This is a genomic window from Rhodococcus sovatensis (assembly GCF_037327425.1).
GTDB classification, from domain to species: domain Bacteria; phylum Actinomycetota; class Actinomycetes; order Mycobacteriales; family Mycobacteriaceae; genus Rhodococcoides; species Rhodococcoides sovatense.
In genome coordinates, this window is sequence record NZ_CP147846.1 from 846,452 (window position 1) to 865,107 (window position 18,656).

The 18,656-nt window shown below is 62.1% G+C and carries 21 protein-coding genes; 8 read left to right on the forward strand and 13 right to left on the reverse strand.

The features are described from left to right. Positions 1 to 52 precede the first annotated feature (52 nt). Positions 53 to 1,438, reverse strand: coding sequence for a PQQ-binding-like beta-propeller repeat protein (locus WDS16_RS04010; protein ID WP_338890684.1), 1,386 nt, complete (start codon positions 1,436 to 1,438; stop codon positions 53 to 55). Next, a complete protein-coding gene (locus WDS16_RS04015; RefSeq protein WP_338890685.1) occupies positions 1,435 to 2,610 on the reverse strand; it encodes a hypothetical protein in 1,176 nt (391 codons plus the stop codon). Before WDS16_RS04015 ends, WDS16_RS04010 begins: the two co-directional genes overlap by 4 nt. A 144-nt stretch (positions 2,611 to 2,754) precedes the next feature. On the opposite strand from WDS16_RS04015, the gene WDS16_RS04020 reads away from it, so the two are divergent. After that, positions 2,755 to 3,282, forward strand: a complete 528-nt coding sequence (locus tag WDS16_RS04020) for a dihydrofolate reductase family protein (protein WP_338890686.1) — start codon at positions 2,755 to 2,757, stop codon at positions 3,280 to 3,282. On the opposite strand, the gene WDS16_RS04025 is transcribed toward WDS16_RS04020, so the two are convergent. Continuing rightward, complete coding sequence (locus WDS16_RS04025; protein WP_338890687.1) at positions 3,276 to 4,523, reverse strand: TetR/AcrR family transcriptional regulator; 1,248 nt, start codon at positions 4,521 to 4,523, stop codon at positions 3,276 to 3,278. The genes WDS16_RS04020 and WDS16_RS04025 overlap by 7 nt on opposite strands. A 218-nt stretch (positions 4,524 to 4,741) precedes the next feature. Between WDS16_RS04025 and WDS16_RS04030 the strand changes: the two genes are divergently transcribed. Then, the gene (locus WDS16_RS04030) at positions 4,742 to 5,038 is read left to right on the forward strand and encodes a LuxR C-terminal-related transcriptional regulator (RefSeq protein ID WP_422395754.1); all 297 of its coding nucleotides are present in this window, start codon (positions 4,742 to 4,744) and stop codon (positions 5,036 to 5,038) included. Positions 5,039 to 5,098: 60 nt separating this feature from the next. Beyond that, the gene (locus WDS16_RS04035; RefSeq protein ID WP_338890689.1) at positions 5,099 to 5,782 is read left to right on the forward strand and encodes a DUF998 domain-containing protein; all 684 of its coding nucleotides are present in this window, start codon (positions 5,099 to 5,101) and stop codon (positions 5,780 to 5,782) included. Positions 5,783 to 5,799: 17 nt separating this feature from the next. Here WDS16_RS04035 and WDS16_RS04040 read toward each other — a convergent pair whose 3' ends face one another. After that, the gene (locus tag WDS16_RS04040; protein ID WP_338890690.1) at positions 5,800 to 6,333 is read right to left on the reverse strand and encodes a CGNR zinc finger domain-containing protein; all 534 of its coding nucleotides are present in this window, start codon (positions 6,331 to 6,333) and stop codon (positions 5,800 to 5,802) included. Positions 6,334 to 6,371: 38 nt separating this feature from the next. Here WDS16_RS04040 and WDS16_RS04045 point away from each other — a divergent pair, with 38 nt between their 5' ends. The 3 genes from WDS16_RS04045 to WDS16_RS04055 all read left to right on the forward strand — a co-directional run bounded on the left by WDS16_RS04045 (position 6,372) and on the right by WDS16_RS04055 (position 8,870). Next, on the forward strand, positions 6,372 to 7,325 hold the full coding sequence (locus tag WDS16_RS04045; RefSeq protein WP_338890692.1) for a DMT family transporter: 954 nt from the start codon (positions 6,372 to 6,374) through the stop codon (positions 7,323 to 7,325). 76 nt (positions 7,326 to 7,401) lie between these two features. Continuing rightward, complete coding sequence (locus WDS16_RS04050) at positions 7,402 to 8,472, forward strand: superoxide dismutase (protein WP_338890694.1); 1,071 nt, start codon at positions 7,402 to 7,404, stop codon at positions 8,470 to 8,472. Positions 8,473 to 8,510: 38 nt separating this feature from the next. Then, complete coding sequence (locus WDS16_RS04055) at positions 8,511 to 8,870, forward strand: VOC family protein (protein ID WP_338890695.1); 360 nt, start codon at positions 8,511 to 8,513, stop codon at positions 8,868 to 8,870. Positions 8,871 to 8,884: 14 nt separating this feature from the next. Here WDS16_RS04055 and WDS16_RS04060 read toward each other — a convergent pair whose 3' ends face one another. From WDS16_RS04060 to WDS16_RS04075, 4 genes are all read right to left on the reverse strand, one after another. Continuing rightward, positions 8,885 to 9,367, reverse strand: a complete 483-nt coding sequence (locus WDS16_RS04060) for an SRPBCC domain-containing protein (protein WP_338890696.1) — start codon at positions 9,365 to 9,367, stop codon at positions 8,885 to 8,887. Next, entirely contained in the window at positions 9,364 to 9,711 is a 348-nt protein-coding gene (locus WDS16_RS04065) for a metalloregulator ArsR/SmtB family transcription factor (protein ID WP_338890698.1), read from the reverse strand. Before WDS16_RS04065 ends, WDS16_RS04060 begins: the two co-directional genes overlap by 4 nt. A gap of 73 nt (positions 9,712 to 9,784) precedes the next feature. Further along, on the reverse strand, positions 9,785 to 10,255 hold the full coding sequence (locus WDS16_RS04070; RefSeq protein WP_338890699.1) for an SRPBCC family protein: 471 nt from the start codon (positions 10,253 to 10,255) through the stop codon (positions 9,785 to 9,787). A 6-nt stretch (positions 10,256 to 10,261) separates the two neighbouring features. After that, positions 10,262 to 10,588 (reverse strand): metalloregulator ArsR/SmtB family transcription factor, encoded by a 327-nt coding sequence (locus tag WDS16_RS04075; protein ID WP_338890700.1) that lies wholly within the window; start codon positions 10,586 to 10,588, stop codon positions 10,262 to 10,264. 93 nt (positions 10,589 to 10,681) lie between these two features. On the opposite strand from WDS16_RS04075, the gene WDS16_RS04080 reads away from it, so the two are divergent. Then, positions 10,682 to 11,656: an isopenicillin N synthase family dioxygenase gene (locus WDS16_RS04080; protein WP_338890701.1), complete on the forward strand. Its 975-nt coding sequence runs from the start codon at positions 10,682 to 10,684 to the stop codon at positions 11,654 to 11,656. 30 nt (positions 11,657 to 11,686) lie between these two features. On the opposite strand, the gene WDS16_RS04085 is transcribed toward WDS16_RS04080, so the two are convergent. From WDS16_RS04085 to WDS16_RS04095, 3 genes are all read right to left on the reverse strand, one after another. Beyond that, positions 11,687 to 12,919 carry a DUF2786 domain-containing protein gene (locus tag WDS16_RS04085; RefSeq protein ID WP_338890702.1) on the reverse strand — a complete coding sequence of 411 codons (1,233 nt, stop codon included), beginning with the start codon at positions 12,917 to 12,919 and terminating at the stop codon, positions 11,687 to 11,689. 226 nt (positions 12,920 to 13,145) lie between these two features. Beyond that, positions 13,146 to 14,693: an FAD-dependent oxidoreductase gene (locus tag WDS16_RS04090; RefSeq protein WP_338890704.1), complete on the reverse strand. Its 1,548-nt coding sequence runs from the start codon at positions 14,691 to 14,693 to the stop codon at positions 13,146 to 13,148. 56 nt (positions 14,694 to 14,749) lie between these two features. Beyond that, positions 14,750 to 15,766: a diiron oxygenase gene (locus WDS16_RS04095; RefSeq protein WP_338890706.1), complete on the reverse strand. Its 1,017-nt coding sequence runs from the start codon at positions 15,764 to 15,766 to the stop codon at positions 14,750 to 14,752. Positions 15,767 to 16,004: 238 nt separating this feature from the next. On the opposite strand from WDS16_RS04095, the gene WDS16_RS04100 reads away from it, so the two are divergent. After that, positions 16,005 to 16,400, forward strand: a complete 396-nt coding sequence (locus tag WDS16_RS04100; protein ID WP_338890708.1) for an ABC transporter permease — start codon at positions 16,005 to 16,007, stop codon at positions 16,398 to 16,400. A 47-nt stretch (positions 16,401 to 16,447) separates the two neighbouring features. Here WDS16_RS04100 and WDS16_RS04105 read toward each other — a convergent pair whose 3' ends face one another. Both WDS16_RS04105 and WDS16_RS04110 read right to left on the reverse strand, forming a co-directional pair. Further along, entirely contained in the window at positions 16,448 to 17,131 is a 684-nt protein-coding gene (locus WDS16_RS04105) for an excalibur calcium-binding domain-containing protein (protein ID WP_338890710.1), read from the reverse strand. 194 nt (positions 17,132 to 17,325) lie between these two features. Continuing rightward, complete coding sequence (locus WDS16_RS04110) at positions 17,326 to 18,444, reverse strand: hypothetical protein (RefSeq protein WP_338890711.1); 1,119 nt, start codon at positions 18,442 to 18,444, stop codon at positions 17,326 to 17,328. Positions 18,445 to 18,656: the final 212 nt, after the last annotated feature.

The following is an 18,656-nucleotide window of genomic DNA, read 5'->3' on the forward strand; positions in this document are numbered from 1 at the left end:
TATGCCAAGCGTCATAGTAGCCATATCGCCGTGGGCTGGTCGGCACCCGGTGTCACGACGGCAGGGGCGACAGCTCCGCCAGCGTCGATCCCGACTGCAGGATGTACGTGCCACCACCTCCGCCGACGTAAGTCTCGAACGAGGTTCCGGGGTCGCCGGTCATCTTGGCGAATTCGGCCGACCACAGCTGATGTCCGGTGTGAGAGTCGAGGGCGACGAGCGCACCATCGCTGTAGGCGACGACCGAGTCCCGATCGTGAGCCATCAGGGACCATGTTTCGGCCGAAGTCCACAGCTGCCCTCCGGTACGGAGATCGATGCCGACCGTGTTGTCGTCGAAGCGGAGGATGCCGACGTCTCCGACAAGAGCGACCAACGTCCCTCTCGTTCGGGGTTCGTTGTATTCGTCTCCCGTATCGTCGAAGACGAGAAGATCGTTGCGCCACAGCTCTTGTCCGGTTGTCCGATCGAATGCTGTATCGCCCAGGACAATGGGAATGCTCAGGTCGGCGGGCTCGTCTATCGACAGGTAGTGCTCGGCGGGGCCGGAGTAGGTTGCCAGTTCCTCTCCACTTCGGTTCAGAGCGGTCGACCCGGTAGTGGCGGAAGAGCTCGCATCGCAATCGAAGTCGGACGCCACTGCCAGATCGCCCGCTGTTCGGTATTGAGCGATCATGCAGTCGTCGAGGATGTCGGTCGACCAGATCTCCTCGCCGGTCTGCGCATCGAAAGTGGCAAAGCTCCCACCTACGTCGAAACTACCGACCTCGGGACCCACCATCAGCCGGTCGGCGTATTGATCTTCCCATCCGGCCGACACCGCAATCGGGGTGCTCCAATCCGCGTCGTAGTCGTCCAGCGTTCCGCGGTGGAGTGTGACGTCGGCGCCCTCGAGGTCGCCCTCGGCGATGTACAGGCGATCGTTGGCGACTGTCGCGGCGACGATCTCGGGCGCGGTCTCGATCGTGTTCGACGCACCCGTTGACAGATCGAAGGTGACCAGGCCGGGTTGTTCGCCGTACGACGGTCGATAGCAGACGAGCATGCCGTCCAGCGGCTGCTCTGCGCACGATGCGAGTTCGAACGCCGGCGACGTCCACATCACGGCGCCGCTGGCCGTCTCGACGGCGACCATGACGGCGTCCGAATTCATACCATCACCATCCGGGGCGACCGCGAGCGTGAGCAACATGTCGTCGATGCGTATCGAACCAGGGCCCCAGGGATACATCGATCCGGTTCGTGGATCGGAGAACGTCGCGCCGTCGATTCCGCTGGCCGACACTTCCGTCACCCAGGCCACTCCGGGAGCGGCAGGGGAGGCGTCGGTGATGCGCTTGATCGTCGTCGATCGGTCCTGCATCAGGACCACCGCGGCCGCAGATACCGTGACGACGGCGACGGCGCCCGCGATGGCACGTTGCGCAGAGGGTTTCATGGAAGGTCCAATCCTGGCGTAAGAGCGAGCCTTTCGAGATCCGCGCGTTCCCAGGGAAGCTCGGTGGTGATCGTTATCCCCATCCCGGAAGGCGACGGCAATGACACGGTGGAGCCGGTCGTGACGTAGCCGGGATCGGGTTGCGGGTCATCGCTGATCGCGATGGTCAGAACACCTGCCGCGCTGTTCACGACCTGGCAGAGCCCGCCGCCCCAACCGCTCGTGCGCAGTGATCCGAGCGGTGGCGATGGTGCAAGAGCAGCTGTATCAGCTTGACGCAGAGCGGAATCGAGTGTTGCGATGTCGGTAGCGGTGTACTCGCGGGTCGATTCGGTCTGCGTGGACGGGCTGCATTCCGAGATACTTCCCGGGGTGCCGGGTGGGGGAGCGGTGGAGGTGTCCAGTCCGGGCGCGGTGACTATGTCGATCAGCTCGTCCCGAGAGAGCGGAAGAGCGTCTTCCTCGGCTGGAACCGATGTGTAGACCGACACCACGGAGTCGTCGGGACGATAGGCGATGGCATTGCGCTCGTAGGTGCGATCTCCGTTGACCTCGTACCAAGTGGTCAGGGTGTCGACCACGGAACCGTCGGACATGGTCGTCCGTTCGTCGACATCGCCTGCGATGCAGGGTGGTACGCCGCGGTCGGATTGGCCGACGCCGACGCTGAGGTAGCCATCTCCGGTGGCGGTACGAATCGATCCGTAGGCACTCGTCGAATCGATCGCAGTCTCCTCGGTCATACCCTCGTAGACTGGAATCGGATCGAAATACGGAATAACGCCGTCCTGGAACGTGATTCCCGACGGGAGTGCAGCGAGGAGTGCTTGCGACATAATATGCGCTTTCGGGCCACTGAACCATGGCGCGATCGGGTTGTCGTAGCTCTGCGCGACCGTTCCGAAGTACGACGAGTACGTCGAATCCACCGGCTCGTCGACGGTGTCACATCCGGGGATCGTGGTCGGGTACTCCACCTCCGGGGTGACGTACTCGTACTCCTCGGCCGGCGTCGGGTTCTCCGATGCCGGTGCGACAGGCTGCACCGTCAGCTCCGGCTCCGCCGGTGTGGCGGTCAGACCGGCGACGACGATTCCTGTTGCGACGATCGAGGTGATGGCCAGAGTGGTCATCACGGCGTCGTGCCGTCGCGGCGGTGCATGCTCGGTCATGGTCCTCGTTCGGGTAGAGATCGTCTCCGGCGGTCACCGAGATGTCTATTGATACCATTCGTTTTGTTAACGAGCGACGAAGCCACGATGAGTTCTTCCCGCGCTGGAAGTCTTTACTGAACGACTGCGACGAAGGGAAGAATCATGGCCAAGCTCCTGTACTCCGCAACGATGTCGGTCGACGGTTTCATCGCCGGTCCCGGCGGTGACATGTCGTGGCTGTCCGAGCACGTGGGCGAGAAGAACGAGACCGCGGACCGCCTACTCGAGCAGATTGGCGCAATCGTGTGTGGTGCCGTCACGTTCTTCGGTGACGATCCGAACCGTGATACCGACGCGGAAGGAGCCTTCGGAGGGCAGTACGACGGACCGGTCGTACTGCTGACTCATCGTCCGCCTCACTCGCCGCCCGAGGGAGTGGCCGTCGCAACCGATCTGGAATCCGCCGTCGACATGGCAAAGGAGATGGCGGGGGACAAGTACGTCAACATCTTGGGAGCGGACGTTGCGCGGCAGTGCATCGAACAGCAGATGCTCGACGAGATTCTCGTCTTCACAGCACCGGTTCTGCTCGGTGATGGGGTGCGGTTGTTCGACCGTCCAGGCGGCGGCGTGGTGCGAATGGAACAGCTTCCGGGGGAAACCGAATCGTGGTTCCGGGTTGTCTATTGAGGCTGCTTCAAGCCGCGAAGGAGCAAGTCCCCGACGAATTCCGCGTTCTCCTCGGGGCTGAGGTTTCGCCGTGTGAAACATCGCATGAGGAGGGTGTTGGTGATGCCTGCTGCCAGATCCGCGGGCGTGCCGATGAGCGCAAGGGTGCCGTTGTCCTGCCCCCGCTGGATGACGGGCCCGATGATCGCAGGAATATTCAGCTTCTGCTTCACCGACATCATGCCCTCGGGTTCGCCGTATGTGTCGTGAGCGACAGCCACCAACAGTGCGTCCATGAAAGCACTTTCGTTTGCGGCGAGCTGAGCACAACGGAGTAGGAAGTTGTCGATGATCGTGACGTCGTCCAACCCGATCAGCAGGTCGTCGGCCACGCTTTCCCGCAGCGCGTCGACTTTGGCTTGCAGCGCGGCCACGAGTATGTGCAGCTTCGTCGGGAACAGCTTTTTCAGCGCGGCACGCGGAACGCTGGCGTCGTCGGCGATGTCGTCGAGCCTCGTCATGAAGTAGCCACGCTTGCCGAGTTCAGTTCGGGCTGCCTCGATGATGGCTGCGCGGGGGTCCCGCGGCATCGGTGTGAGAATCGGACCCTCGATGGGCTCGAGCATGTCGTCCAGGTGCTCGTGGCTACCAGAAGTGTCGACGGCGGAACCGATCAGGGCCAGAATGGCGCTTGCTACCGTATCGGCCGATACCGCATCTGGGTCGACTCCACTTCTGCTGCGGAAGCCGTCGAGTAACGCATTCACCGTCATCGCAAATGTTCGGCTGGTGAACGGACGCCTCAACGCCGCATCCGTCGTACGGAACAACGCTTCGAATGCGGTGAGAGCCAGCCTGTCCCGTCTCGCGTAGTCGGTCTTGATTGCGTAGTCGTTGCCGAATACTCGGGCAAGTTGGTCGGTTGCTGTCGACGTGTCATCCGTGAGGCCGGCAAACCAGCGGTTGACGATTGCGAGCACGGCGGGGCGCAGCGAATTCTCGTGGGCCTGCATCGTCGTATCGATGGCGTATTCGACGTCCTCGGCCGAGACACGTTCGACGTTGGTGAGCTCAGTGACGACGGCATCGATGAAATCGGCTTTGGTGTTGAATTTCCTGAAGAATGTTGCCTGTGACGCGTTCGCATCGTGGGCGATGTCCTCGCTGCGCAACCCCCGGGCGAGCACGTGTCTGGGGTTGCTCACCAGGAATCGAATCCCTGCGTCGATGAATTGGCGAGTTGGACCGTCGTAGTCGGTCAACGTGGCCCCCTATCGAACTCCGCTGTCGTGTCGGATTGTCACTGTATGGCACGAGCGTGCAGTTCACAGCGTTCGGTGAGAGTTTTCACTGTCACCTGAGTGTGTGCACACTCAGGTGGTGGAGTGAACTTGCGGCGCTTCTGAGATTTCATTGATTTCCGACCACGCACTCGCGCCTCCGATCGAATTCGGCGGCGCCCGGACATCAAGGACGATCAATGAGTGTCGCCGTGCCTTTCCGCTCTTGTCGCATCCAGTCGCCGAATCCGACGGGGCAGCCGCGTCGGACCGACCCGGGGCTAAGTACTCGCGAAGTCGAAGTTCTGCTGACGTGGATCAGGAGCGACCACAAGTCGGCTGTATCGCAGGCACTGTTTATCGCACCTGGGACCGTGAATACGCACCTAAGTCGGATCCGCACGAAGTACCACCGTGCCGGTCGTCCCGCACCGACCAAAGCTTCGTTGTTGGCACGGGCAATTCAGGACGGCTTGATAGGGCTCGACGAGCTGTGATGGGGTCATGGCTGCCGCGACGGCAGGCACTATGCCAGGCAGTCGGGCACAGTGGAGGCGGTGACGCTTGATTCCGCTCGCCTTCCCCGGCCCGCCTCGTTCGGCGCAGCATCGATAGTCCTCGGCGCTCTCATCGTGCTCGTGCTCGATCTGCACACCGCCTCGAGCAACGCGGAGCACCTGCGGCGGACGATCAGTGAGTACGGACTCGGCGCTCAGCAATGGGTCTTCTTCGTCGGAGTGCTGTTGTTGGCAATCGGGTCGGCGGCGACGCTTGCCGCTGCCGTTCGGCACGGTATGACGGCCGTGTCGTCGACGGCGTCGATCGCTCTGATGCTGTGGACCGTCGGACTTGTCGCAGTCATTGCAGTGCCCAAGCAGGATTGGAGCAACGACGCCACTCTCGGAATCGGGGGCGCAGTCCACAGGTTGGGTGCCGCCGTGGCATTCATCAGCATCCCCGTCGCGGTGATCGCCTTCGCGAGGCCGTGGCTGCGAGACGCTCGTTGGGGTTCCTGGGCCAGGGCGACTGCGTTGCTCGCGGCGCTGGCGGTCGCGTCGTTGCTCCCCATCGTCTACGCACTGTTCGTCGGGATGACGTCGACGACTCCGTGGTACCGGGTCGTGACACTCGGCTACGTCGAGCGGATACTGGTCGTGGCCGAGGTGATCGCGTTGATCTCGTTGGCGCTGTGGGTGCGGGTAGCGTCCCGATCGTGCGTGGAAAGTGACGCCGGGCGGTAACTCCGAGCGCAGTCAGCTCAGATGCCGGATTTCCGGGTCCGGTAGGCCGCGACGGCCTCGCGGTTGCCGCACGCCGTACTGCAGAACTTGCGTGAACGGTTGCGCGAGAGATCCAGAACGATGCCGTCGCAGTCTGCCGCGCAGATATCGAGCCGTGACAGTTCATCGGCGCGGATGACGTCGATCATCGCCATCGCCGTTTCGACGGCGATGCGGTCGGCGAGGGGGCGGTCGTCGCTCACCGCATGCAGATGCCAGTCCATCTCCCCGTGGCGGACCAGTCTCGGCAGGGCACGAGCGTCGGACAGGATCGTGTTCACGAGCTCCACTGCCGAGTCCCGATCGCTGGTCAGCAGGCGACGTAGCGACGGGCGCAGGTTTCGGACGGCCTCGAGTTCGGCCTCGTCGCCGTCGAAGCGACCGGTGTAACCCTGCTCGACGAAGAATGCCGACAGCTGTCCCCTCGTGGTGAGCGTGTCGGGGTCCTCGCCGGAATTCACCAGAGCGACCGCCGACGTGAGCGCACCCTCGGTGTCATGAGTGAAAACCATGTTGACACCTTACCCTGCGGTCCCTAGTGTCATGGTCCATGACTTCGTTGACCAATGACATCGCGGTTCGTCCGTCCTCCCGGCTTGTCTCGGGGCTCGGCCTTGCCGTTGTGTCCTCCGCGGCGTTCGGGTTGTCGGGGCCGTTGGCGAAGAGCTTGCTCGACGCGGGTTGGTCTGCCGGCGCTGCTGTTACATCCAGGATTCTCATCGCCGCTGCGGTGCTGCTGATTCCGGGCATCGTGGCGTTGCGAGGTCGCTGGGGTCTGTTGACGAGCAACGCTGGAATTATCCTCGCGTACGGTGCATTCGCGGTCGCTGGTTGTCAGCTGGCGTTCTTCAACGCCGTTGGGTACATGCCGGTGGGCGTCGCCTTGCTGATCGAGTTCACCTCGCCGATCGCAGTGATCGGATGGATGTGGTTGCGGCACAAGCAACGTCCGACTCTGAAGACTGTCGCAGGCGCTGCGCTTGCCGCCGTCGGGTTGATTCTCGTCCTCGATCTCGTCTCCGGTGCATCCATCGACCCAGTGGGTCTTGCATGGGCCCTCGCGGCGATGGCCGGTGCTGCGGTGTACTGGATCATGTCGGCCGACGATGGCAACGGATTGCCGCCGTTGACGCTCGCAGCGGCCGGATTGCTCTGCGGCGGAACCATCCTGCTGCTGGCAGGATTGGTCGGAATCGTGCCGTTCTCCGTTGCCGCAGACGACGTGCTGCTCGCTGGTGTCACGATGCCGTGGTGGATATCGGTGCTCGGACTCGGTGTCGTGACGGCGGCCGTGGCGTATGTCTGCGGGATTGCCGCGATCAGGCGACTCGGATCGCGCCTCGCGTCGTTCATCGGACTCACCGAAGTTCTCTCCGCCCTGGTGTTCGCGTGGCTGCTCCTCGGCGAGACACCGCGGGCAGTCCAAGTTGCCGGCGGTCTTCTCATCCTCGCCGGCGTCATCGTCGTCAAGCTGGGTGAGCCGCGAGTAGTCGACGCTGCCTGACGATCGACATCAGGAATCGACGACGTGCACGATCGACGAGAGTCGCGCCAACCGGACATATGGAACACTCGAGAGGGTGAATCGTGCCTCCCTTGCGCTATCAGCCATCGCCGCCACCGCACTTCTGATCACCGCATGTAGTTCCTCCGAACCCACTCCCACCGCCGAGTCGACCGGTTCTTCGGCGGCGGGTTCTTCGGCCGCGCAGTCCGCGCAGGCGCAGGTGCCGTCGAGCGCCGATGTGTACACACTGCCCGGATCTGATGTCTTCCCCGAGGGCATCACCGCGGACGACGACACGTTCTACGTGACGTCGACAGGAGACGGTGCTGTGTTCCGGGGGAGGCTCGGCACATCCGAGTTGGAGGTCTTCCTGCCAGGCGGTGCGGACGGACGCACCGGGGCTGCAGGAATCGATGTGTCCGACGGTGATGACGACAACGACGACAACGACGACAACGACGACGGTGATGTCGATGATGTGAACAGGCTGGTGATCGCAGGCGGCGCGACGGGCAAGGTCTGGGTGTACGACAGTATGTCCGGGGCACTGGTGGGGACCTTCGCCAACGGCCTCGGAGAGGACGCAACCTTCCTCAACGATGTCGTGATCGCAGACAACGGCGATGCATTCGTCACCGACTCTCGCAGTCCCGCGCTGTTCCGAATCCCCGCCGAGCAAGTGCGCGACGGTGCACAGGACGGACCGCTGGAAGTGTTCGTCGACTTCACCGGATCTCCCTTCGCGTACGTCGAGGGGTTCAACGCGAACGGCATCGTCGAGGTGGACGACGACGCGCTCGTCGTGGCGCAGTCCTCGACCGGAAATCTGTACCGCATCGACGCCCGATCGAAGGACATCACTCAGGTCGATCTTGGCGGCACGACGCTGACGAACGCGGACGGTCTCGAACTCGATGACGACACGCTGTACGTGGTGCGCAACCGTGACGGCGTCATCGCTCGGGTCGATCTGGCCGACGACGGCAGGTCCGGTCGTGTCGTCGATGAGATCACCGACGCGTCGTTCGCTTACCCGACGACGGTAGCTGCGACCGAGGACAGGCTCCTCGTGGTGAACAGTCAGTTCGACAAGCGTGGGGGCGAACCGGTCGAGCCGTTCACCGTCAGCTCGATCCCGGAATAGACAATTCTTCTGTCGGAGGCTCTGGGTATGGTCGCGGGATGACCGACAACGCGCACCATCGAATCGATTATGTCGAACTATCCGTCACGGATCTGAGCGCTGCCCGTGACTTCTGTTCGGCGGCTTTCGGCTGGGAGTTCAACGAGTACGGCCCTGCATACGCAGGCATCAAAGGTGCAGACGGCGACGAGGTCGGCGGCCTGGCGCAGGTCGCCGAGCCTCAGCCGTCGGGTGGGCCCCTGGTGCTCCTGTACTCGGACGATCTGGATGCATCCGTCGTCGCTGTCACCACTGCTGGTGGTGCAGTGGTGAACGGGCCGTACGAGTTTCCCGGTGGACGCCGCTTTCATTTCACCGATCCGAGCGGAAACGAATTGGGAGTGTGGGCGTCGTCCTGAAGCGTGGGGACGAGTCAGCGCAGGATGTCGTCGATCTGCCCCATCGCGAGCGTCATGCCTTCTTCCATGCCCATCTCGATCATTTTCTGCATTTGATCGGCGCTCTCGAACTTCGACGTGATGGTCATTCTGGTTCGACCCTCGATGTCGTCGAGCGTGACGACCGCGTGGGTGGTACCGAGCGACTCGACCGGCTCCCAGTTGTCGTCGGCGAATCCATCATCGAAAGCAAGTGTTCTGGGCGCATCGATCGACGTCAAATGCCACCAGCCGCGGGCCTTTTCGCCGTCCGGTCCCGTCATGTAGTAGTTGGCTCTGCCGCCCGGGGTGAACTCGAGCAGTTCGAAGGTTGCGGGCCAAGTCGGGGGTCCCCACCACCGCTCCAACTGACGTGGATCCTCCCAAATCTTCCACACACGTTCGACTTTCGCATCGAACTCGGCGACGATGGTGAAGCTCAGTTCCTCGGCGTTCTGTTTCGTGCTGATCACAGTCATGAAGGGTCTCCCTCGTCCTCGGTGAGAATGTCGGCAATTCGATCCACGCGCTGTCGCCAGATCGTTTCGTACTCGGCCAGCAGTGCTCGTGCTCTTTCGATGCCCAGCAAGTGAATTCGCACGATTTGCTCCCGTCCGCGCTTCTCCTTCTTCACGACCGAAGCGCGTTCCAATATCGCAACGTGTTTCTGCACGGCTGCGAAACTCATGGAGTAGTGAGCAGCAAGGCCGGACACCGAATGCTCTCCGGTGAGTACCCGCGACACGATGTCTCGCCGAGTGGTATCGGCGAACGCCTGGAACAGGCGATCGAGGTCGGCGTCACTGACTTCATCTACAACCATTTGGTTGTAGATTACGACATGCGTAGAACACCGTCAAGGGTCCGCGATTCTTGGGTGATGCGCTCCGGATGCGTCAGCGTTCGGTGAACTCTGCCAACTGGCGTGTCACCGTTCCCCATCCGTCGTAGAAGCCGAGATCTTGGTGCTGGGCGGCGTCGGCGGCGTCCTTGTGCATCGCCAGTGCGGTGTACTCGGTGCCTTCTGGATGGTCGGCGAACGTGATCGACGCCGTGACGAACGGCTGCGTGGCGGGGCGCCACCCACCGACGAGTGCTGTGGTGAACACCAGTCGTTCCAGTGCGTCGACGGCAAGGAAGCAGCCGTCGATGTGTGGACCGAATTCGATTCCGTCATCACTGATCTCGGTGACGAATGAGCCACCGGGAATCAGTTCGAGGTCTACAACTCGTGACGAGGCCGGTGCGGGCACCCACCACTGCTCGAGTTGGGATGGTGTCGTCCAAGCTGCCCATACTGTGGCTCGCGGGGCCTTGATGATGCGGGAAACGGTGAGATCGAGCGAGGATGTTGTCGACTGTGTCATGGCGTTCTACTCCTGATGGGTGACGAACCGTTCGAGGCGGTCGGTGTGGGCTTCCCAGATTTCTTGTTGATGCTGCAGCCAGCTTTCGACGGCCGAGAATGGCGTCGCGTCGAGTGTGCAGGTGCGCACCCGACCAACTTTGTTCGTCGTGATCCAGCCGCCCTGTTCCAGTACTCGAACATGCTTCATGAATGAAGGAAGCGCCATGTCGAACGGCTCGGCGAGTTCGCTGACGCTCGCCGGGCCGCGTCCGAGTCTGTCGATTACGGCACGGCGGGTGGGATCGGACAGCGCCTGGAAGACATCGTCGAGATGGGCTGTTTGCTGAGCCATAAGGCAAAGTATCAGCCCTTGGATAGTTAGCGCAAGGGCTAAGTGATGGAGAACTGGTGGCGTGAAGTGGTTGGCGAGCCGATACTGAAAACCATGCTTCCGGTACTCGACTTGGCGGCCGCCGAAGGCGACCCCGACACCTTTCGCTCGGAGCTCCTGGCGGCAGCGCACGAGTCAGGCTTCTTCTACCTCGTCGGACACGGTGTGTCGAAGGAGAAGGCTGAGGAGATCTTCGCCTTGGCTCGCCGATTCATCGCATTGGGTGACGAGGAGAAGAACGAGATTTCACAACTGAAGAGCCCGCACTTCCGTGGCTACTCGCGACTCGGGGGTGAACTCACCAACGGCGCACGTGACTGGCGCGAACAAATCGACATCGGTCCGGAACGTGAGCCGATCACCGACGCCGAGGGCTACTGGAACCTACAAGGCCCGAACCTCTGGCCCTCGGCTCTGCCTGAACTCGAGCCTGCCTTGACTGCCTGGGGACAGGGCATGTCCGCCGTCGGTCTACGACTGCTGCGCCAGTGGGCACTGGCGCTCGGCGCGGACGAAGGCGTGTTCGACGACGCCTTCGCGCACCATCCTGCAACCTTGATGAAAGTTGTTCGGTACCCGGGTAGTGCGGAGAACCCGCAGGGTGTCGGTGCGCACAAGGATTCCGGGGTCTTGACGCTGTTGCTCGTCGAACCCGGTTCACGGGGTCTGCAAGTCGAGCTGGCGACGAACGAGTGGATCGACGTGCCACCACTCGACGGCTCCTTTATCGTCAATATCGGCGAGCTTCTCGAAGTCGCGACGCAGGGGTACCTCCGCGCGACCCGCCACCGTGTGTTGGCACCCGAACCCGGAGTCGACCGGCTGTCGGTTCCGTTCTTTCTGAGCCCTGCGCTGGATGCCGTCGTACCGATCGTGTCATTGCCCGAAGAACTCGCCGCGCGATCGCGGGGAGTCGAGGCAGATCCGGACAACCCGATCTTCTCGACGTACGGTGAGAACGCGTGGAAGTCGCGCACGCGTGCTCACCCCGACGTCGCACAGTTGCATCACGGGATCACCCCAGCTTGACAGCGTCTGATGGACAGGCGGCGTACTGAGCTACTCCTCGATCCGCTCGCGCCCACCGGTGAGGTCGGCACGTTCGGCTGCCTTCCGTCCCAGGCTCATACCCCGGCTGTCCGAGACGCTGATCTTGACGGTCCCGAGTTTCGGGAACAGATCTTCGAAAACCGTTGTGACCGCGCGATCTCGCTCGGCGAGAATCGGTACCAACGAGGAACCATAGGTCTGGCCGGCCGATCGATCGGCTCGTGCGCGGGCTTCCGCCAGTCGTTCCCGTATCCGCCAGGCGTAGCCGAGGAGGAACGCTCGTCGAAACCCTCGGGAGCGACTGGCGGGATCCGTTCCCGCGTGGTCGAGTGCTCGGGCGGACTGCACGAGCAGCGATGTGTACAGGAGTTCGCACAGATCGAGATCGACGGGCATACCGGTGATACTGATCAAGCCGAACTTCTTGTACCACACCGTCTTGGCGCCGTTGGTCGTCGCAACGCTCGACAGTAGTTGCATTTTTGCATCGGCGTAGGGATTGTCGACGGTGATTCGACGCGTCACTACCATCGCGTCCGGCCTCGACCCTTCGGCTGCATCGACGACCGCACTGTCGATCGCATACCGAGTCATCAACTCCTGGGCCTTCGCGGCGAACGTGTCGGATTCCTCGCTGAATGTCGATGACTCGGCTTTCGCGAGAAGCGAGCGGATCTTGTTCAGGGTCTTGATATCCGGGCGATGGGAAGACTCCGCGGATCTACGGGCACTCCATTGTGACGGCAGTGGAACGATGACGGTCAAGGACGGGAGCAATCGCAGCTGAGCCAGTAGTCGAAACAGGTTCAGCCAGAACGCTCGCGGGTCCGCCCGCGAGACCTTTCCGTAGTGAACGAGGTCTGTACTCGGATCGATTGCAAGGTAAAGCAATTGACCGCGCCACTCGTCAGGAGCATTGGTCAGTGCGAGTGTGCGCCTGGAGTGCGATCCGATCAGCGCCTCGAGCAAGGGTAAGGCGTATTTGTCGATTCGTCGCTTGACGACGTGGATCAGTTCGGCCGGTTGCCACCCGCGTTCGAAAATCTCCGACAACACGGAATCCGCGTACGTAGTGCAACGGCCGTCCATGCTTGCCGATGATCGTCTCGATTCCAGTTCGACGACCTGATCGACGAATCGTCTCAGCGCAGCGCCCGACGTCATCGGGTCAGCTGCCAATAGAACCCCCGCAGACATCAGGCGATCAGCGTCCATCGTGCGAGTCAAAGCGTGAACGTTCATGTTTCCCCTCGTCGAGTATGGGCCGACGCCCAGTGAGGGGGTGCTGGAGTCGGTGTCGGTCTGTTGTATCAAGTGGGACCGACACGTTCTCCGGGGCGAGTGGAGCTGACGTCACTCGTGAGGGCTGTACGGCGTTCGCAAGATTCGGGCGCTCCGCGCCCAGTGGCACGGTTAAGTAGGTGATGGTGCACTTAACCGTGCCACTGGAGGCGGAGCCGACAACCACTCACCGACGGCGACGCCAGGGCTTGCGCCGCTCGGACGCGTTCTCGATGTCCGGCAGCAGGCCGGCATTGAAGTCTGCGACGAGATTGAGCACAGTGCTTTGGGCGCAGGACTTGTTGGTGCCGATATAGCCCGACGGCCCACGCTTGATCCAGCCCGTCACATACGTGCCTCGAACGACATCTCCGCCGGGCGCATCGAGTACACGACCGTCGTCGTTGGGGATGACGCTGCGGCGGTCGTCGAACGGAACTCCAGGCAGTGCGACGCCGCGGTATCCAATCGAGGTGAGGACCAGGCCGGCGTCGACCGTCTCGACCTCGCCGGTCGGCACGGACTGGACCGTGCCGTCTGCCGTGGTTGCGAGAGTCATGCGATCGAATTGGACTCCTGTGACTGCAGTTTCGCCGCGGACGCATGTGGGGGAGAGCAGGTATCGCAGCACGATTCGCCTGTGATCGTTGCCTGAGATTTCGTCCACGCGGCGTAGCAGGTTCAGTTTCTGCGCAGCTGCGTGTGGTAGATCGTCTGTTTCGGCCAACCTGTCGGTGGCAGCGTCGAGCATCATCTCATCGCGGTACATCGAGACGTCGATGCCCGGAGTTGCGAGTAGGCCTGCGAATTCGGGCACCGTGAAGGCGGACTGGGCTACGCCACGGCGGCCGACGACGAGAACTTCTTCGATGTTCGACTCCCGCAGTGCCTTCAGGGCATGAGTAGGGACGTTCGTGCCCACGAGGCGATCCGGATCGATCGTCAGAATCCGCGCGACATCGAGTGCCACGTTGCCGTTGCCGATGACGATCGCGCGCTTGTGCGACAGGTCGTATCGGCGGTGCGCATGATCGGGATGGCCGTTGTACCAGGCAACGAAATCAGTGGCAGACCCTCGCCCCGGCAGATCGGCGCCTGGAATGGTCAGCTCACGATCCTTCGATGCGCCGACGGCGTAGACCACCGCGTGATGGTTTTCGAGGAGTTGATCGTGAGTGATGTCTGTCCCGACCTCGACTCCGAGGTGGAATTCGAACCCGGACTGCGCGGAAATCTGATCGAACAGCCGCGAGACCTGCCGCGTCTTCTCGTGGTCGGGAGCAACGCCGAGACGTGCCAAACCATGTGGCTGAGGGAGTCGGTCGTAGACGTCGACCTTCACACCGGGTTGAGTGAGCAGCTCGTCCGCGGCATACATGGCCGAAGGCCCTGATCCGACGATCGCGACGCGCAGAGGTTGCCGCTCCTTCGTGACGACGGGTGCCGGCGACACCGGTGCCAGCAGCGGCCGGTCCGGACGTTCCTGCTTGTAGAAGTCGGAGTTGATCGTCAGGAACGGGAGCTGCGCGTCGGTCAGTTTCGATTTCGGGACGATCGCATCGACTGGGCACGCCGATACGCAGGCGCCGCAATCCACGCAGGACGTTGGGTCTATATGCAGCATCTCTGCCGTCAGGAAGTCCGGCTCGTCCGGTGTCGGATGGATGCAGTTGACAGGACACGCGTACACACACGACGCGTCGCTGCAACATGATTGGGTGACAACGTGGGGCATGTCGATTCCTGACGGCAGGCGCTGCTATGAAGCTAACTGGCGCTGTGGATTACGGATCAGGCTGCGAACTGGCTGGAGCTACGATCAGGCTCGCTACGAAAGCGCGAAGCTTTGCCGTCGATTCCGCACAGTTTCCAGACGAGCTTCGCGGCGCGATTCATCATGCCGGTGTCGTTTGCGAGCATGCGCACATCGCCGAAGTAGTCCTGCAGGGTGTGCTGCGATTCCTCGGTACCCCAGAACAAGTCGTCCTTGACGTATTTCGGAATATCGAATTTCTGCCAGAATTTCTTCGGCGGGATGACGATGACATCGCACAGGATTCGCATCGTGATGGGGAATGCAAGCGAGAGGAAGAACCGGCCGATCTTGGACATCTTCGGAACGCGGCGACGCAGGAGCTGGTGCGCGAAGGAAATGTGGCGAGCTTCCTCAGCCACGTGAATAGCCATGACGCCCTGCATGATCGGATGAATTTCCTCACCGGACCGCAGTACGGATTTCTGGATGTGGTCGATCGGCTCCTCACCGGCGAGGACGCCGACGAAGAAGAGCTCGGGAAGGAGCGTTGCGAACAAAGGAATGATCGGGGAGAGCATCTTCATCGGACGGCTCATACCCGGCGCATCGGCGTCGACGCGATTGACCATCTCCTGGAACATCAGAGTGTGGTTGCACTCTTCGATGGACTCGTGGGTGCAGTAGCGTGCTTCGGGATCACCGTTCGGCAACGAAAAGACGTACTGCATCATCCCGCGAATGAGGATGTTCTCGAACTGCAGACCGACCTTCGCGACATTGGCCTGACGCCACATGCCGATGGCGATCTGCTGGTCCTCGGGGAGTGCCTGATACCAGGCGTGTCCGCCGATCGGATCTGTCTTGGACGGGAGGATCCACCGTCGGTCGTTCGCAGTGACCGCGAACTCGGGCGACTCCCAGTCGATGTCTACGTATGGATCGAAATGCTTGTGTACCGAGCCCTCGGACAGCAGTCGCAGAGTCTCGTTGTACTGCTCTGTCTCCGCGTCGGTGTCGATCGAGCGCCTCTGATCTACTGACGTCGTTGTCATCGCTTCTCCCTACGTGGTGCGAACATAGGTTTAATGTAACTCGAAGTATCACCAAATGGAAGTGAAACTGAAACTTTCTTGTGGATACTGCACTGACCTGGTATCGACTGCCTGTCCGCTTGGGTGAGACGCGCGAAATCACGTCATTGGCGCCGAGGGTCGGACAGAAACGTGAGAAGCGATGCGTGAGGTCGAATGCCCGGCCGACGTCCGATGCCACGGTTACTAGGCTGCTGGCATGACGAGAGCAATCTGGTGGGCACTCGCTGTGGTCGCCTTCGCCTTCTCCGTGTGGGGCGGGGCTTCTTCGTCGATGGCCGACTTCTCTTTGGAGTGCTCGAAGATAGGCGAAAGCAGATCCTTCTATCGGTGCGATGACCGTGCCGTCGACGTTTTGGGGGTATGGCCGCTGGTCGTCGTGGGACTGTTGCTCGCGACACCGCCTGTGGTGGCCGCATTGGCAATGCGAAAGTGGGTGTCGTGGTGTGCCGTCGCGGCACTCGTCGGGCTGTCGATCGTAGGGTTGGAGAATTGGGCCTCGATCTCTTACTGGCGTTTGCTTTACATCGCTGTTCCCTTGGCGATCCTTGGATCGATCCTCGCCGCGTTCCAGCGAACTGTTCCGCGCCCATAGACGTCGAAACGTAGCGGGTTTGCCGAGTCCACTTCGTCGAGGGGCGTCTACTTCTCGCAGCCGACGCCATCCCTGTCACGGTCGAGTTTGATGCTGTACCCCGGATCGCCCACATAGATCGGTGCAGCGCCCGCTGCTCTCACGGCATCGCAGTTTTCATAAGTTACGAACGAGGGCGCCTCGGCGACAACGGGTGCAGGTGGCACGTAGACGGGCTCCGGCTCGGCGATGTACACCGGCGCAGGGGCAGGCGCTGGTACATATTGCGTCGTGGTCAGCGGAGGCGGCGCGTAGACGGTCACGGCTTCTGGAGTCGGTGCAACCGTTGTGGTCGCCGCTGCAGTGGTGGTCGTAGTTGCAGTGGTGGTAGTCGTCGTGGACACGTCGGCGATTGCCGGGGCAGCGAAAGCTGCGGGCGCAGGAGCCTCCTCGCGTTCGGCCGGACCCCCGCCGATCCCGAACGCAACGAGCGCAGGGAGCGTGGCGAGGGCAGGTGTCGCCCAGATGATTCGGCCACGAGAGGGTTTGCCGAACAGATACGCACCACCCGCCGCCGCGGCAGATACACCGACTACGACGCCGGTGAGTGAAAAGTCTACGAGAGAACCCAGCAGGATCAGCAGACCGATCACAAGGGCCGACCAGCCGATGATCTTCCCGAACAACGGACGGGAAGGTTCCGGACGCTGTGCGCCGGGAAAGACGTAGGGCTGCGAAAGTGGGTCTGTCATCGGGTGTCCTGAAGATCGGATACTGATGCGGCGCGTGAGCACCGTGGCAACAGATTCGATAGACCGAGGGCTCCAGCGGGATTCCGGCGGGCGTGGTCTGCACCACGAGAAACGTTGCGGAAGTCCGATCACAATGTCGCTCAGGAAGGGTCTGTCGTTACATACCTGTCGGTCTTTCTATGTGCCCGCAGGCTTCAGAGGTCGCCTTCGGGGTCGTAGTCGCCGAATGGTTCAGCGAGAGAGACGCCGGCGTGGACGGCCGGGCGCAGCGGAACCGGCACGGAAAGGGCGTCGCCCTCGGGCACGAGAATTCCCTGCTCCTGCAACGAGCGAATGCGGTAGTCGATCAGCTGAGCTGTTCGGAGATCCTCGCCCTCGAGGCCGTCGTAGTCCTCGTCGGCGTTGTCGACAGGGAGGTCTTCGGTCATCGCGGCGAGCAAAGTTTGTACTGCGAAGGTGTTCGACAGGGCCATCGAGATGTCGACCTCGCTGAGGCTGAGCTGATGCCTGATGTGTTGGGTCACCACGGTGCGCAGGTTCTCGACCGACCTCGACAAGAATCCGTCGACGGCGGATCCCGGTACGACGTCGGTTCCGTCCGACTCGAGAACATCAGCGGCGAACGCTGCTGCCCAGAAGTCCAGCGTGGCGATGTCCGCGCGCTGATCGGTGTGTACGTGGTCGTTGTCTTCGAGTGCGGAGGACAGCTCGGGGACCTGGGACAGAGGAAGCCCTCGTGCCCCGACACGCGAGACAAGTTCTGCGACACCGGCGATGAGCGGTAGCGCGGACAGGGCTGCCAATTCGTCGTGTTCACTCACGGTGGGCAGTTCGATGTCTTCCGGATCCAGCACGTCCGGGTCGTTGTCGATGAAGTCGGTGAGGTCCTCCATGCAGTGCGCGAAGTCCTCGTCGGTCCCTGTCCAGGTATCCGTCTCGTCGAGGAACGTCAAGAACTCCAGCAACGTGATGACGATATTGGTCGCGGCCGCAGCGCCGTTCTCCTCATCGGATTCCTCGATCCGCTCCACTGTGTCGACGATGAAGTGGGCATCGTTCGGGGTCCACGATGTCACCGAGAAACCCGGGTTCGCCCGGTCGATTTGCGTCAGCGTGGTGCGAACAAGGCCGACAACGCGGTCGGCGTGCTCACCCATCTCGCGTCCGACGAGCCATTCGGCGAAATCCTCGAGCACTCCGGCGGGGAACGTGGGATGTTGACTACCGACGGGGGCAGACTGCTGACGCCGTTGACGAGCCTTGGCCTTTGCTGCTCGCTTCTGTCCCCGACTTGCCGGTCCCTTGGATCCCATGACCGTCAGCCTAATGGCTGCCCTGTCGCGGCGGCTCTCATCGGTGTGCGCGAATCCGGTGCCAGCCTCCTTGCCCGACGAGCTCGCCGCGCACCTTCCAGTGAGTGCGCGGGTTGCAACTCGAGCGTGGGCTGGAAGGTGCGCGGGCGGGCGTGGTGGTGACCGAATGAGTCGTTCGGTCACTGTTGGGCGGCGTGGAGTGAGCTGGACCA